General features: G+C 53.9%; 14 protein-coding genes and 1 riboswitch. Of the genes, 10 read left to right on the forward strand and 4 right to left on the reverse strand.

Annotation, left to right across the window (positions count from 1 at the left end; translation table 11 throughout):
* Positions 1-406 precede the first annotated feature (406 nt).
* A complete protein-coding gene (gene ytvI / locus NSU01_RS10870) occupies positions 407-1522 on the reverse strand; it encodes a sporulation integral membrane protein YtvI (protein ID WP_039307681.1) in 1116 nt (371 codons plus the stop codon).
* A gap of 389 nt (positions 1523-1911) precedes the next feature.
* Here ytvI and NSU01_RS10875 point away from each other — a divergent pair, with 389 nt between their 5' ends.
* The 4 genes from NSU01_RS10875 to NSU01_RS10890 all read left to right on the forward strand — a co-directional run bounded on the left by NSU01_RS10875 (position 1912) and on the right by NSU01_RS10890 (position 6063).
* The gene (locus NSU01_RS10875; protein ID WP_042135423.1) at positions 1912-3024 is read left to right on the forward strand and encodes a citrate/2-methylcitrate synthase; all 1113 of its coding nucleotides are present in this window, start codon (positions 1912-1914) and stop codon (positions 3022-3024) included.
* 115 nt (positions 3025-3139) lie between these two features.
* On the forward strand, positions 3140-4435 hold the full coding sequence (icd, locus tag NSU01_RS10880) for an NADP-dependent isocitrate dehydrogenase (protein ID WP_042135425.1): 1296 nt from the start codon (positions 3140-3142) through the stop codon (positions 4433-4435).
* A 165-nt stretch (positions 4436-4600) separates the two neighbouring features.
* Complete coding sequence (gene mdh / locus NSU01_RS10885) at positions 4601-5542, forward strand: malate dehydrogenase (protein ID WP_039307689.1); 942 nt, start codon at positions 4601-4603, stop codon at positions 5540-5542.
* A gap of 95 nt (positions 5543-5637) precedes the next feature.
* Complete coding sequence (locus NSU01_RS10890; protein ID WP_076242749.1) at positions 5638-6063, forward strand: hypothetical protein; 426 nt, start codon at positions 5638-5640, stop codon at positions 6061-6063.
* Positions 6064-6622: 559 nt separating this feature from the next.
* Here the strand turns inward: NSU01_RS10890 and NSU01_RS10895 are convergent.
* Both NSU01_RS10895 and NSU01_RS10900 read right to left on the reverse strand, forming a co-directional pair.
* The gene (locus NSU01_RS10895; RefSeq protein WP_076242750.1) at positions 6623-7777 is read right to left on the reverse strand and encodes an amidohydrolase family protein; all 1155 of its coding nucleotides are present in this window, start codon (positions 7775-7777) and stop codon (positions 6623-6625) included.
* A gap of 105 nt (positions 7778-7882) precedes the next feature.
* Complete coding sequence (locus NSU01_RS10900; protein WP_042135429.1) at positions 7883-8311, reverse strand: NUDIX domain-containing protein; 429 nt, start codon at positions 8309-8311, stop codon at positions 7883-7885.
* Positions 8312-8519: 208 nt separating this feature from the next.
* Between NSU01_RS10900 and NSU01_RS10905 the strand changes: the two genes are divergently transcribed.
* The 5 genes from NSU01_RS10905 (at position 8520) to thiH (ending at position 12675) form a co-directional block, all read left to right on the forward strand.
* On the forward strand, positions 8520-9392 hold the full coding sequence (locus tag NSU01_RS10905; RefSeq protein WP_039307699.1) for an SDR family oxidoreductase: 873 nt from the start codon (positions 8520-8522) through the stop codon (positions 9390-9392).
* A 193-nt stretch (positions 9393-9585) separates the two neighbouring features.
* Positions 9586-9688, forward strand: a riboswitch (TPP riboswitch).
* 74 nt (positions 9689-9762) lie between these two features.
* On the forward strand, positions 9763-10452 hold the full coding sequence (locus NSU01_RS10910) for a thiamine phosphate synthase (protein ID WP_256703752.1): 690 nt from the start codon (positions 9763-9765) through the stop codon (positions 10450-10452).
* A gap of 6 nt (positions 10453-10458) precedes the next feature.
* Entirely contained in the window at positions 10459-10662 is a 204-nt protein-coding gene (thiS, locus tag NSU01_RS10915; protein WP_076242751.1) for a sulfur carrier protein ThiS, read from the forward strand.
* A 95-nt stretch (positions 10663-10757) separates the two neighbouring features.
* A complete protein-coding gene (locus tag NSU01_RS10920; RefSeq protein WP_042135433.1) occupies positions 10758-11522 on the forward strand; it encodes a thiazole synthase in 765 nt (254 codons plus the stop codon).
* Between the two features lie 31 nt (positions 11523-11553).
* Entirely contained in the window at positions 11554-12675 is a 1122-nt protein-coding gene (gene thiH / locus NSU01_RS10925) for a 2-iminoacetate synthase ThiH (RefSeq protein ID WP_076242752.1), read from the forward strand.
* 98 nt (positions 12676-12773) lie between these two features.
* Here thiH and yfbR read toward each other — a convergent pair whose 3' ends face one another.
* Complete coding sequence (yfbR, locus tag NSU01_RS10930; protein ID WP_076242753.1) at positions 12774-13400, reverse strand: 5'-deoxynucleotidase; 627 nt, start codon at positions 13398-13400, stop codon at positions 12774-12776.
* A 104-nt stretch (positions 13401-13504) separates the two neighbouring features.
* On the opposite strand from yfbR, the gene NSU01_RS10935 reads away from it, so the two are divergent.
* The gene (locus NSU01_RS10935) at positions 13505-15208 is read left to right on the forward strand and encodes a fumarate hydratase (RefSeq protein ID WP_076242859.1); all 1704 of its coding nucleotides are present in this window, start codon (positions 13505-13507) and stop codon (positions 15206-15208) included.
* The last annotated feature ends 5 nt before the right edge of the window (positions 15209-15213 follow it).

Raw genomic sequence — 15213 nt, forward strand, 5'->3', positions numbered from 1 at the left:
CAAACGGACCTAATGTATGCGAAAAACCGAATACAATGTGCGGCGGATAGAGTAAATGGGCCCGATGTATGCGAAAAACCGAATACAATGTATGCCGGATATCGCAAACGGGCCCGATGTATGCGAAAAACCGAATACAATGTGCGGCGGATAGCGCAAATGGGCCCGATGTATGCGAAAAACCGAATACAATGTGCGGCGGATAGCGCAAATGGGCCCAATGTATGCGAAAAACCGAATACAATGTGCGGCGGATAGAGTAAATGGGCCCGATGTATGCGAAAAACCGAATACAATGTGCGGCGGATAGCGCAAACGGGCCCGGTGTATGGGGACGGGGTCCAGACCGTACCGGCTATTTGCTCTACTGGTATTCAAGGAGCTTGTGAGGTGTTGGCGTATAAAGCTAATGCAGCCGGCCGCTGAGGATGTAGCTGCGCAGTGCGCGGAACACGCCGGCGCGGCCGAACGCGTCCAGTATGACGAGCAGCACCGGGCCGAGGATCAGGCCGAGCATGCCGAACAGCTGAAGTCCGGCGAACATGCCGATCAGCATGGCGAGCGGGTCAAGCCCGATGCTGCTGGCCAGCACCTTCGGCTCAAGGACCTGCCGGGTGATCAGAATGATGCCATACAGCACCAGAAGGCCAACCGCCAGAGCCAGGTTCCCGGTCATGTAGGAATACAGCGCCCAGGGGAGGATCACGATGCCAACCCCGAGATAAGGCACCAGATCGACGATGCCGATGGTCAGGCCAATGGCGAAGGCAGAGTCTACGCCCAGCAGCAGCAGGCCGATGATTACGATCACCGCAGTTACGGAGATCAGCACGAGCTGGGCACGGAGGTAGCCGAACAGCGCCTTGCGCAGGTCCTTCCAGATCTCCGAGACCGGCCGCAGCAGCGGAGCGGGGAGGAGTGAGAGCAGCTTGGCGTTATGCCGTTCCCAGCCGGTGCTGAGGAAGAAGGCGGCCAGTACGATCACGATCAGAATCGTGCCGAGGCTCGGCAGCGAGGAGATCAGCCCCAGAATCATGTTGAAGAATCCGGTAATCAGCTGTGTCATGGCGTGGCCTACAGTTTCCGTGGTTCTGCTGATATTACTGTCAATCGTGGCATGGTAACCCGGATTGTCGTGGTAAAACTGGTTGATCTGGTTAATAATATTCTGAATGCTGGCGTTGCGGCTAACCTTCAGCAGCAGCTCGCGCCATTGGTCTGTATGGAGGTCGAAGGTCTGGAGCAGCACAATGAGCTCCTTCACCAGCCGGGTAATCAGCGCGGTCAGTACGAGGCCCGTACCTCCAATATAAAAAAGCAGTGAGAGGGCCACCGCCAGCCAGCCCGGGAGCTTCAGCCCCCGCAGGATCAGCACCAGCGGATGTATAAGGTAAGCCAGCAGCCAGGCCAGCAGCAGGGGATAGAGGAGCGGCAGCAGTACATAAACAGCCAGCAGGATCACGGCGGCGGCAAGCACGACCCACAGGCCGCGCAGCACTCTTTTGAGTACAAGTGTATCGATATCCGGTCCCTCCTACTCTAACGGGTGTACAAGGAATAACTGCTCGTCTTATGTATATTCATAGAGCATGCGAAAAGACTAGCAGGGACGGAAAAGGGCAGAATGGAGAAGCTTACTAACCTGAAAGCGTAATCATGAAACAGGTTTTTCGTTAGTTTTTTTCTATCTCTCCGATAAAATCATTTGATCCGCTGCAAAGCTCCCACGTTGTTCACATAACCGTCAAAATCCGGTATGATTATTACAGGTTAAACAGCAGAAATATAGTTGCAATCTTCAGCCCCTGTCCTAACGCCTTTTGCGGAGAATTGAAATACTTAAAAATGTAAATGTTTTCATGAGGTTAGAACCAGCATTATATACCCTTGTTGGCAAAGGAGAGAGATACTATGACAGCTACTAAAGGACTTGAAGGCATCGTTGCAACGACCTCATCGATCAGCTCCATTGTGGATGGAGTGCTCACTTACCGCGGTTATGATATTGATGATCTGGCGGATAATGCCACCTTTGAGGAGACCGCTTATTTGCTGTGGTTCGGCAATCTGCCGACGGTACCGGAGCTTGAAACGCTGCGCCGCGACCTGAGCGCTTCAGCCCAGATCCCGGATCAGGTGCTTGCCCAGATGAAGCTGTATCCGAAGGAAGCCAACACGATGGCGGCCCTGCGCTCCGCCGTATCCGCCCTGGCACTGTACGACGAGGCTGCGGATGATATGAGCCGTGAAGCGAATCAGATCAAAGCTGTGAAGCTTCAGGCACAGATTCCGACTGTGGTTGCCGCATTGGCACGCATCCGTAAGGGACTTGAGCCGGTAGCACCGAAGGAAGGCCTGACCATCGCCGAGAACTTCCTCTACATGCTGTGGGGAGAGCAGCCGGATATCGTATCCGTCAAGGCGCTGGATACAGCCCTCGTGCTGCATGCAGACCATGAGCTGAATGCTTCCACTTTTGCCGGACGGGTAACTGTGGCTACACTGTCTGACATCTATTCCGGAGTTACTTCGGCTATTGGCGCGCTTAAGGGGCCGCTGCATGGCGGTGCGAATGAAGCCGTGATGAAGATGCTGGAGGAAATCGGCACGCTCGATGCCGTTGAGCCGTATGTCCAAGGCAAGCTGGAACGCCGTGAGAAGATCATGGGCTTCGGACACCGTGTATACAAGAACGGAGATCCGCGGGCCAAACATCTGATGAAGATGTCCTATGAGCTGGGCACGATGAAGAATGATACTACGCTCTATGACATGTCGGTCAAGGTTGAAGAGCTGATTACGGGGCAAAAAGGGCTCAAACCGAATGTCGACTTCTATTCGGCATCCGTCTATACACAGCTGGGTATTGAACGTGAGCTGTTCACTCCGATCTTCGCGATCAGCCGGACCTCGGGCTGGACTGCGCATATTCTGGAGCAGTATGAAGACAACCGGATTATCCGGCCGCGTGCGGAATATACCGGCATGTCCGACATGAAATACGTCCCTGTAGACGAACGATAACAAGGCGGCCCCTTGCGGGCCGCTCCACCCCTTTAGTACAATGAACTATAATATATGCAGCAACTGCTTATTGATTATTGCTTGTACATCATACTTTTAGGAGGAATTCCCACTAATGTTGAAACTGGAAAAGTACGATCTGCCCACAGAAGGCGAACAAATTACAATCGAAGACGGCAAGCTGCTGGTTCCGGATCAGCCGATCATCCCTTTTATCGAGGGTGACGGTACAGGCCGTGACATTTGGAAAGCCTCCAAGCGGGTGCTGGATGCGGCTGTAGAGAAAGCTTACGGCGGCACGAAGCAGATTGCCTGGTACGAAGTTTTTGCCGGCGAGAAAGCCTTCAATACATATGGTGAATGGCTGCCGAATGACACACTGGAAGCAATCCGCGAGTATATTGTAGCCATCAAAGGCCCGCTGACAACTCCGATCGGAGGCGGTATCCGCTCTCTGAATGTGGCGCTGCGCCAGGAGCTGGACCTGTATGTATGTCTGCGTCCGGTACGTTATTTCGATGGTGTTCCTTCACCAGTGAAGCATCCGGAGCTGGTGGATATGGTTATTTTCCGTGAGAATACTGAAGATATCTATGCCGGGATTGAATATCAGGAAGGTTCCGCTGAAGTGAAGAAGGTTATCGAGTTCCTGCAGAAGGAAATGGGCGTGAACAAGATCCGCTTCCCGGAAACTTCCGGTATCGGCATTAAGCCTGTATCCGAGGAAGGCTCGAAGCGCCTGGTGCGTTCTGCGGTTGAGTATGCCATCAAGCACGGACGCAAGAGCGTAACGCTGGTACACAAAGGCAATATCATGAAATTCACCGAAGGTGCATTTAAGAACTGGGGCTACGAAGTGGCTGAACAGGAGTTCGGCGACAAGGTCTTCACCTGGAACCAATATGATGTCATCAAGGAACGTGATGGTGAAGCTGCAGCAAATGCTGCCCAGAAGGAAGCCGAAGCAGCCGGCAAAGTTATTGTCAAGGACGCTATCGCCGACATTGCTCTGCAGCAGGTATTGACCCGTCCGACCGATTTCGATGTCATCGCGACGCTGAACCTGAACGGGGATTACCTCTCCGACGCACTGGCTGCCCAGATCGGCGGCATCGGTATCGCTCCGGGAGCGAACATTAACTATATTACTGGACATGCTATTTTTGAAGCTACTCATGGTACAGCACCTAAATATGCGGATAAGGACGTTGTGAATCCGGGTTCGGTTATTCTCTCCGGCGTTATGCTGCTTGAGCATCTGGGCTGGCAGGAAGCGGCTGACCTGATCTATAAGGGAATGAGCACCGCGATTAACAATAAGACGGTTACTTATGACTTTGCCCGCCAGATGGAAGGCGCTACAGAGCTGAAATGCTCCGCCTTTGCTGACGAGATTATCAGCAATCTATAAGCAGGCTAACTGGTATATAACAAGTATAAGCTGCACATACGTGCAGCTTATACTTATGCTTGTGCATCTGCCAGCCCATTCAACATCATTGGTTCATGCTCCGGGGCAGTCTTGCGAAGTGAAATGAACGAAGTGTATGCTATCCAACCCTTAGGAGGTCTTCCCGTGGCCATCAAACGTTATAAAATCACTGTCGTAGGTGCCGGATTCACCGGTGCGACTACGGCGCTTATGCTTGCCCAGAAGGAGCTTGGCAATGTAGTGCTGCTCGATATTCCCCAACTGGAGAATCCGACCAAAGGTAAAGCGCTTGATATGCTGGAAGCCGGACCTGTGCAGAAATTCGATGCCCAGATCACCGGAACTTCAAGCTACGAAGATGCAGCCGATTCCGACATCGTCATTATTACGGCAGGGATTGCACGCAAGCCCGGCATGAGCCGTGATGATCTGGTCAATACCAATGCGGGCATCGTCAAGTCGGTCTGCGAGAACGTGAAACGGGTAGCCCCCGAATCTATCGTGATCATTCTGAGCAATCCGGTCGATGCCATGACTTATGTGGCTTACAATGCACTCGGCTTTCCGAAGAATCGCGTAATCGGACAATCCGGCGTACTCGATACAGCGCGTTACTGTACATTCATCGCCCAGGAGCTTAATGTTTCGGTTGAAGATGTACGCGGTTTCGTACTGGGCGGTCATGGGGATGATATGGTTCCGCTTGTGCGTTATTCCAGTGTTGGCGGTATTCCGATCGACACGCTCATCCCTGCGGAACGCATTGCTGAGATTGTGCAGCGTACCCGTGTCGGCGGCGGTGAAATCGTCAGCCTGCTGGGTAACGGCAGCGCTTATTATGCACCCGCCGCGTCACTGGTTCAGATGACGGAAGCAATCCTCAAGGACAAGAAACGGATTATTCCTGTAATTGCCCTGCTTGAAGGTGAATATGGTTACGATAATTTATTCATGGGTATTCCGGCGCTCCTCGGTGCGGATGGCATCGAGAAGATTTTCGAGCTGGAGCTTACGGCAGAAGAGAAGGCTGCTCTGGATAAATCAGCCGATTCTGTCCGTGCAGTCACTTCAGCAGTAACTGTGTAAGTAACGTTAGCGGGCGGCTGCTGAAGCCCCTTTTTGCAGGCAGAGATTGGGCTTTGCTGCTATTTAATCCTACAATGTAATCGGAGGAGATTGATATGGACCGTATTTTCTTTTTCCTGCATATGATCGGCACGCTGGCGCTTGGCTTCTATCTGGTATTGCCGTTTATTCTGAGCGGGACGGCGAAGCTGTCCGCCCCGGCGAAGGAAGGTACCTTGAGCGCCATCGGCGGCTTCAACCGCTTTGCCCAGTATGGACTAGTTATCCAGCTGTTGACCGGAGGCTATATGATGACCAAGGGTGACTATTCTGTCGCCTGGATGATCGTTGTTGTTGTGCTGCTCCTGGCGATGTTTGCGCTTGGCGGCATAATGAGCGGACCCCTGCGCCTGGCTGCGGCCGGAATGCGGGAGAACCGTGATGTCTCTGCCGAAACCGCCAAGATCCGGACCATGAGCCTGCTGCTGATGGTCGTGCTGGTTATCATGATCTTTTTCATGGTGTACCGTCGCCTTATTTAAACCTGGCTCCTGATTTATAGGGAGGAACGCGAGTATCAAAGGCTCTGGCAGCTTAGGCTGCCAGGGCCTTTTGTTGTGTAAGACACTGAAGCAGATCCGTTTGAAGGACGATGTGTTCTTGTCCTCAGGAATCCCGCTGAATATCCCGGAAGCGGGAGCGGATGAGGGGCAATGTATGCGAAAAATCGAATACAATGTGCCTCCGAGAAGGTAACCGGGACGAATGTATGCGAAAAATCGAACACAAGGTGCCTCCGCGGAGGTAACCGTGCTGAATGTATGCGAAAAATCGAATACAATCAGCTTCCGGGGAGGTGATCAAGCCGAATGTATGCGAAAAATCGAACACAATGTGCCTCCATGGAGGTAACAGGGCCAAATGTAGTTGACGGATGCGCAGAAGGCGGTGCTGGAGGTAACGGCGGCGAACAAGATTATTGCGTTGAAGGCAGTGGCGGATCAGTTGTAGATAGGACTGCCGGGAACCATACAGGGCACTATAAATTGAAAAAGGCCGCTTTCCTTGGGAAAGCGGTCTTAAATCAAACAATATAACCCCCTATTTCGATACGACCCTGCCGTCCATCATCACAAATCTGACTTTCCGGAGATTGTCTATATCCGTAAGCGGGTTGCCCTCTATCACAAACAGATCCGCCTTTTTGCCCGTCTCAATCGTGCCAATCTCTTCCGCCAGATTGCATATCTTTGCACCGGTTGAAGTGGCGGCTGTGATAATCTGCATCGGGGTGAGACCCGCCTCGCCCAATAAACGAATTTCTTCCCATGGCATTCCCAGCCTGTACCACGGGCTTTCTTCTTCGATGAAATCATCCCCGAGGCCAATCTCTCCGCCTGCCTGGATGAATCTCCGGACATTATCCAGTCCTTGTTCTAACAGAGGGGCGCCGAATTTGTCCTGAAACATCTTCAATACAGTGAGTGTGGGGACGATCCGGATATTGGAGGCTGTCATTTGCCGGATCAGGTCATCGTCCAGCCGGTCGTAAATCATATGCGCAGCATCGTTAATCCCCGCATTCACCAGAATCTGAAGGTTGCGTGCACTGGTTACATGAGCTGACACATAAGCCCCCATCCTCCGGGCTTCCCTGCAGATACTCTCCAGAAGCTCCTGATTCAGCTGTGGCAGTCCGATTGTACTGGAATCGTAACCGTCTTCAAGCGCTGTTTTGATACAATGTATCCCTTGTTCTAATACCTCGCGGACCTTCAATCTGGCTTCATCCGCACTTCCAACTCCGATAGGGGCCTGCCCGCCATACCCGCCGGGAGCCGTGAAGACTTTGCCGGTTGTGATTATTCGGGGAAAAGATCCGCGGTCCAGCGCTTGTGTGTGTGCCGTCACATCGTCAAGCGTTGCGGCTGTAGTCATCCCCTCGTCACGGATCGTGGTTATTCCTTCTGAGAGACAGGCGGCTAAATATTCCTTATGGTACCCGTGAAGAGGCTCGTTCTGTATAAATTTGAAGCTGGTGTGTGCATGGGTATGAATAAATCCCGGCAGGACCACAAGCCCCTCAAGATCTATCTCCGTTACTGAGTCATGCTCCAGCCCGCTGCTCCCTGGCCCGGCAATCATGCCGAACCGGCCATTAACAATTTCAATGCTTGCATTGTACAGCGGCTGGCGCCCCGTTCCGTCGATTAACGTCGCGTTAGTCAATCGTATAATCTCATTTTCATTTCCCATGGCAGATAGTGAACCCTCCAGTGAAGATGGTTGTCTTCCAAGAGAAAGTATAGGATATAAAAATGTCCGGATATATATAATATTCTTGTAGAAACCGTTCATTACTTACCGTAACAACCCTTCCAGCTCAAAAATGCCGTGCTCCTGAAAGTCAGCGATAATCTGCGGCGGCAGCAGGGCGTTCATTTCGCTCACGGTGCACCAGCGGTAATCGGTATGCTCTTCCGAGAGCTGGATTTCGCCACGGGCTGCGCGGCATAAATAGGTGATAATCACTACCTGTCTAGCAGGGTCAGTGAGCAGGGTCACCGCATAAAGGATACGTTCTGTCGTAACCGCCAGTCCGGTTTCCTCAAGAATTTCTCTTTCCAGTGCAGCCTCCAGGCTTTCACCGAATTCGATTTTGCCTCCGGCACATTCCCAGCTTCCGGCACCTGCAGAATCGGCGGCAGCCCGCTTGACGATGAGGATTCTGCCCTGATACAGGATGACACCTTTGACGGCAACGATGATGCTTTTTGATTTTTTGGACATGAGGATAACTCTCCTTCTGCAGGCTCTAAAATGGAGCGGGAACGCGTTGGACTCAAGATTTTCTGTTTGGCCGGCTTCCCTATGTGGTAAGTAAAATAACGTAAAGCGATTTTTGCTAGGCAAGTATGATGCATAAACACCAGACTTTTAGCCAACCTAACATGATTAGTAAAAACAGTATAACGGTACAGCGAAAGGAGAATGGATTATGCCAGACACCAGCAAACAACCCGTCAAAACCCTGCCTCCGCAGGTACAGGACCAGCAGCCCGGAATTGAAAGCGAGATGAATCCGCTTCCGGAGTTTGAAACCTCAGCTTACAAGGCAGCAGGCAAGCTGCTGGGCAAGGCCGCACTCATTACCGGAGGGGACAGTGGAATCGGTCGTGCGGTTGCCGTTCATTTTGCCAAAGAAGGCGCAGATGTAGTGATATCCTATCTGAATGAGCATGAAGATGCGGAAGAAACCAAGCGCCAGGTGGAGCAGGAGGGGCGGAAGTGTATTCTGATCTCCGGTGATATCGGGGTTGAGGCCTTCTGTCAGGATCTGATTAATAAAACCATTGAGGGACTCGGCAAGCTGGACATCCTGATTAACAATGCGGCAGAGCAGCATCCGCAGGAGACCATTGAGGACATTACCGCCGAGCAGCTGGAGCGGACGTTCCGGACGAATATATTCTCCATGTTCTATCTGACCAAGGCAGCGATGCCCCATCTCAAAAAAGGCTCCACGATCATCAACACTACGTCTATCACGGCGTACCGCGGCAGCCCGCAGCTGCTGGACTATTCGTCCACCAAAGGAGCAATTCTCAGCTTCACCCGCTCCCTGTCGATGAATCTCGCAGACAAAGGCATCCGGGTAAACGCGGTAGCACCGGGCCCGATCTGGACGCCGCTGATTCCGTCTACGTTTGACGCGAAGAAGGTCAGTGAATTCGGCGGCACCCAGCCGATGAAGCGTCCGGGACAGCCCGAGGAGCTGGCACCGGCCTATGTGTATCTGGCTTCTGACGATTCCTCTTATGTAAGCGGTCAGGTCATGCATGTGAACGGCGGCGAGATCGTTAACGGCTGACCATTGGCACTGCTTTGTAAGCCGGATAAGTTTATACTGTTTAAAGAATCAAACGTTCAACAGATGAAAAGTCAGCCGGAAGGCTGGCTTTTTTGCCGCTTAAACCCGCTGGACTTAATAATTGAATCTATTAAAGAATAGCTCTTACAGGAATAATATGCTAATATACAAACTGCAAGAACAATAGAATATGAACGATCACTAGGGGTGCCGCAAGGCTGAGACGAACATATCTGTTCGGACCCTTTGAACCTGATCTGGTTTATACCAGCGTAGGGAAGTGGAGAATGAATAATGCAGCGGGGGTAACGGCTTACCCGGTATTCCTGCTTATATTCCGGACTGCTTCCTGATACAGGGGGCGGTCTTTTTGTATTTTCCGGAATGCCGTATAGAAGGGAAGGTGAAGGTGCTGAAAGAAATCCATTTGATCTCGGACGGGAGGCTGAATCCGGAGCAGTTTGCCGGACTGGCTGCTGCTGTACATACCATGGTGGATTATATCCATCTCCGGGAAAAAGCCCTGTCCGCACTTGAGCTTCTGGCTGCCGCAGAGCGGTTGCTGCAAGCGGGGGTTCCGCCCTCAAAGCTGGTTATTAATGACCGGATTGATGTGGCTCTGGCAGCAGGGGCAGCCGGCGTCCAATTGGCCTGGCACAGCCTGCCGCCTGCCAAGGCGAGCGGTATTGCCCCGGGCCTGCGGCTGGGCAGGTCGGTGCATTCCCCGGAGGAAGCGGCACGCGCCGGACAGCAGGGAGCGGACTTTTGTCTGTATGGACATGTATTTCCTACGGCCTGCAAGCCCGGACAGCGGGAACGGGGCCTGGAGCAGCTGGAAGTGGCTGTCCGCTCCAGCAGTATACCGCTGATTGCTATCGGAGGCATCACACCGGGCAATACCGGAATCGTTCTGTCGAAGGGGGCTGCCGGAATAGCCGTAATGTCCGGGATATGCGGAGCGACGGATCCTGCTGGCGCCGCTGAGGCTTACAGATCATCCGTTCAGGCCGCAGCATATGCTGAAGTCCTGAATGACCCCCATACCGGGCAAAGGAGGTGAACTGGAATGAATTTGACCGTTAACGGACGCAGAGGAAGGTATGAAGAGAGCTGCCGGACGCTGGCTGATCTTCTGGCCCGGCCTGAGTGGACCGGGAAGCTGGTTATTGTGGAGCTGAATGGTGAGCTTGCCGGCAGAGAGGTTTATGAAGATACATTGCTGAATGAAGGTGACCGAGTTGAGCTGGTTCATTTTGTCGGCGGAGGCTAGGTAACTGGTAACTGTGCGTGCGGCAGATGCAAGAATGCCAATACGCCAATACGCAATTAAGATAAAGGCAGCGACTTATCACAGGAGGCGATATGATGCAGGATCCTTTGATTATTGGAGGAGTTACTTTAACGAGCAGACTGTTCATCGGGACCGGAAAATACAGCCGCAACACTCTTATTCCCGAAGTGATCGCCCGCTCGGGTTCACAGGTCATTACGGTTGCCCTGCGCCGGGTAGATCCGGAGAGCAAGGACAATATTATCAGCCATATTCCTTCCCACATGACGCTGCTGCCCAATACCTCCGGTGCGCGCACCGCAGAGGAAGCGGTACGCATTGCCCGGCTGGCAAGGTCAGCGGGGCTGGGAGACTGGGTGAAGATTGAGGTTATCAATGATCAGAAATATCTGCTGCCTGATAATACCGAGACGATCCGAGCCACGGAAATCCTAGCTGCGGAGGGTTTCGTAGTTCTGCCCTACATGAGTCCTGATCTGTCAGCCGCACTCCGGCTGAAGGCGGCCGGAGCTGCAGCCGTCATGCCGCTGGGAGCGCCAATCGGCTCTAACCGCGGGCTGCAGACCAAGGAGCTGATCCGGATTCTGATATCAGAAACGGGTCTGCCCATCATCGTGGATGCCGGTATTGGCAGACCCTCCGAGGCTGCTGAGGCGATGGAAATGGGCGCAGCCGCTGTGCTGCTGAATACGGCAATTGCCACCGCCCGGGACCCGCAGCTGATGGCGGAGGCATTCCGCGAAGCGGTGTCGGCGGGGCGGAAGGCCTATCTGGCCGGGCTGGGGCCGGTGGAAGAGACAGCCGCAGCTTCTTCGCCGTTGACCGGATTTCTGGCATGACTGATGCTGTTTATGAAGAGGGGGGAAGGACATGAGCTTTTATGATAGGCTGACACGGCTGGACAAGCTTCCCTACGAGGGGGCATGGAAGCAGTATACTGCGCTTGATGTGAAGCGGGCGCTTCGTCTGGAGCGGCTGGACGAGGACGGGGTGATGGCTTTGCTGTCACCGGCAGCGGAGCCTTACCTCGAAGAGATGGCGCAGAAGGCGCATAGATTGACACGTACGCAATTCGGTCATGTGATGCAGCTGTTTACACCGATGTATCTGGCTGATTTCTGCGTCAACCATTGTACCTACTGCAGCTTTAGCTCTATCTATGATTTTCCGCGCAAAAAACTGACACTGGAGGAGGTCCGGCGGGAAGCGGAAACAATCGCAGCCACAGGGCTGCGCCACATTCTGATTCTGACCGGAGAATCCCGGAATGAAAGTCCGGTCAGTTATCTGAAAGACTGCGTGGAGGTGCTCCGCGGCTATTTCTCTTCAGTCAGCATTGAAGTGAATCCGCTCACTACCGAAGAATACGCTGACCTCAGACAGGCAGGAGTAGACGGTCTGACGCTGTATCAGGAGGTCTATCATCAGGAGACTTACCGCCAGCTGCATGTGAAGGGTCCCAAGCGGGTGTACCGCAACCGACTGGATGCGCCTGAGCGTGGCTGCCTGGCCGGATTCCGCTCGGTAAATATCGGAGCCCTGCTGGGAATGTACGAATGGCGTCAGGAGGCCCTCGCGACTGCACTGCACGCCAGGTACTTACAGGACAAGTATCCGGAGTGCGAAATCGGTTTGTCCATTCCCCGTTTTCGGCCGTACCTGGGGGAATTTAATCCTGCGAGTGATGTAACCGACCGTGCGCTGGTGCAGATTATCCTGGCCTACCGCCTGTTTCTGCCGCGTTCCGGTATTTCACTGTCCACGCGGGAGCCGGCAGCCCTGCGCGATCATCTGGTCCATCTCGGCATCACCAGGATGTCTGCAGGGGTATCCACCGAAGTAGGCGGACATTCTCTGGAAGGCGGCACCCCGCAGTTTGAAATCTCAGACAACCGCAGCGTGCAGGAGATTAAGGAGATGCTCGAGGAAAAAGGGCTGCAGCCGGTGTTCAAAGACTGGGACAGCCTGGATGAGCCGTTAGCCATGCCTTAACTTGATGCAAATAACCCGCCGTGAGGCGGGTTATTTGCATTGCAGGGCCAAACGGACGGTGCGATGCTGCATTCTTCAAGAGGCCGCACGGTTTCCGGCTAGTCGGCGGGCTTCTCCGGACTCATGCTTGAAGACAGCTCGTCCAGCGACAGCTCGAAGCCCGGAGCCATATGGGTAAGGAAATACTCCATCTCCGGCAGGGCGAGCCCGTGCAGCTTCGCGGCCGTCTGCTCCCGGGCGGCCGCGAATTCGCGGTTGCCTGCGGCGGTTTCCCAGACGCATTTCAGATAGGCGTCGAGCACATCCGCCGCCTTGACGTAGCGGAGCAGTCCGGCATCCTCGGAGCCGGGCGGGCTGTCCTGCGGCTGCAGGAGCGGCGCATAGACTGCGCTCAGCTCCGGCGGGATCATCGCCGCGAGGCGCTCAGCGGCGACCCGCTCCATCTCGCGGAAGCTGGACAGCAGCAGCGGGTTGTTATGCTTCACCGGCGTGGCGATGTCGCCGGTGAATACCTCGGTGGCGTCGTGGAACAACGCCATTGTGGATGCGCGGTCGGCGTTCAGCGACCGGCCGAAGTGGACATTGCCGATGGTGCACAGCATGTGCGCCAGCAGGGCCACCTGGAACGAATGCTGCGCCACGTTCTCAGGGGCGGTGCTGCGCATGAGGCTCCAGCGCTGGATATATTGCAGCCGGTAGAGATAGGCAGAGAAATGGTAGTTCAATTTTTAAGTAACCCCTTTCATGAGCGGCTTAATATGATATGATAATAACTAATTGTAACAGAGTTAGGGCAGCTTGAAACAGATGGAGAGGAGACTGAATGAAGATGCAGCATTTTGAAGACAGCATTTATAATCTGATCGTAGAGACCTCCACGAATTTACCGGGTGATGTACGCCGGGCGGTCGCCAGAGGGCGTGCGCTGGAAGACAAGGCGACCCGCTCCGGACTGGCACTGACCACGATTGCCCAGAATATCGGTATGGCTGAGCTCCAGGTATCGCCGATCTGCCAGGATACAGGGATGCCGACTTTTATAATTCATACGCCGGTAGGCGTGAATCAGATAGAGATGAAGAAGGATATTCATAGCGCGATAATCCGGGCGACGAAGAACGGCAAGCTGCGGCCCAATTCCGTAGATTCCCTTACAGGCGAGAACAGCGGGGACAATCTGGGTGCAGGCACGCCGGTGATTCATTTCGAGCAGTGGGAAGAGGAAGGCATTGATGTAAGGCTCATTCTGAAGGGCGGCGGCTGCGAGAATAAGAATATTCAGTATAGTCTCCCGGCAGAGCTGGAGGGTCTGGGCAAAGCCGGACGTGATCTTGACGGCATCCGCAAATGTATTCTTCATTCGGTCTATCAGGCGCAGGGCCAGGGGTGCAGTGCAGGCTTCATTGGCGTAGGCATCGGCGGTGACCGTACAACGGGCTATGAGCTGGCCAAGAAGCAGCTGTTCCGCAAGGTCGAGGATGTGAATCCCACCCAAGATCTGGGCAAGCTGGAAGATTACATTATGGAGAATGCCAACAAGCTCGGGATCGGAACGATGGGCTTCGGCGGTGAAGTTACGCTGCTGGGCTGCAAAATCGGAGTGATGAACCGGCTGCCGGCGAGCTTCTTTGTCTCGGTGGCATATAATTGCTGGGCCTTCCGCCGTCAGGGGATACTGGTAAATCCGGCAACCGGGGACATTAAGGAATGGCTCTATGAGAGCGGCACAGGCATTTCTGTAGAAGGGGAAGAAGCCTTAGTGCAAGTAACTGAACCGGTAGCTGTCTCTGCTGCTGACGGCATTTCGCAGGGCATGATTCCAGAGGATGCAACGATTCCTGCGGCTCCGGCCATCTTGTCAGGAACTGGGGAAGCTGCTTCTGATGCTGCTATCCCGGGTAACGGCAAGGTAATCGAACCTGCTGCCGCAGGCTCCGCCGTATCGGGTGGTTCGCGCGAAATCCGCCTGACCACGCCGATCAGCGAGGAGGATATCCGCAGCCTGCGCGTTGGTGATGTAGTTATTCTCTCCGGCGAGATGCACACCGGCCGCGATGCCCTGCACAAATATCTGATGGATCACGACGCTCCCGTCGACCTGAACGGTGCGGTCATCTATCACTGTGGTCCGGTTATGCTGAAGGATGATGAGGGCTGGCATGTGAAGGCTGCTGGTCCAACCACCAGCATCCGCGAGGAGCCTTATCAAGGCGATATCATTAAGAAATTCGGCATCCGTGCCGTAATCGGCAAAGGCGGAATGGGCCCGAAAACGTTGAAGGCATTAGGCGAACACGGCGGCGTCTATCTCAACGCCATTGGCGGTGCAGCCCAGTACTATGCAGAATGCATCAAGAAGGTTAACGCGGTTGATTTCATGGAGTTCGGAATTCCGGAGGCCATGTGGCATCTGCAGGTAGACGGATTCGCTGCAATCGTCACCATGGATGCGCATGGCAACAGCCTGCATGCTGATGTGGAGAAGGATTCCGCGGCCAAGCTGGCCCAGTTCCGGGAGCCGGTATTTAAATAAACAGC

This window comes from Paenibacillus sp. FSL H8-0259 (assembly GCF_037963255.1).
Classification (GTDB): Bacteria; Bacillota; Bacilli; order Paenibacillales; family Paenibacillaceae; genus Paenibacillus_AQ; species Paenibacillus_AQ phytohabitans.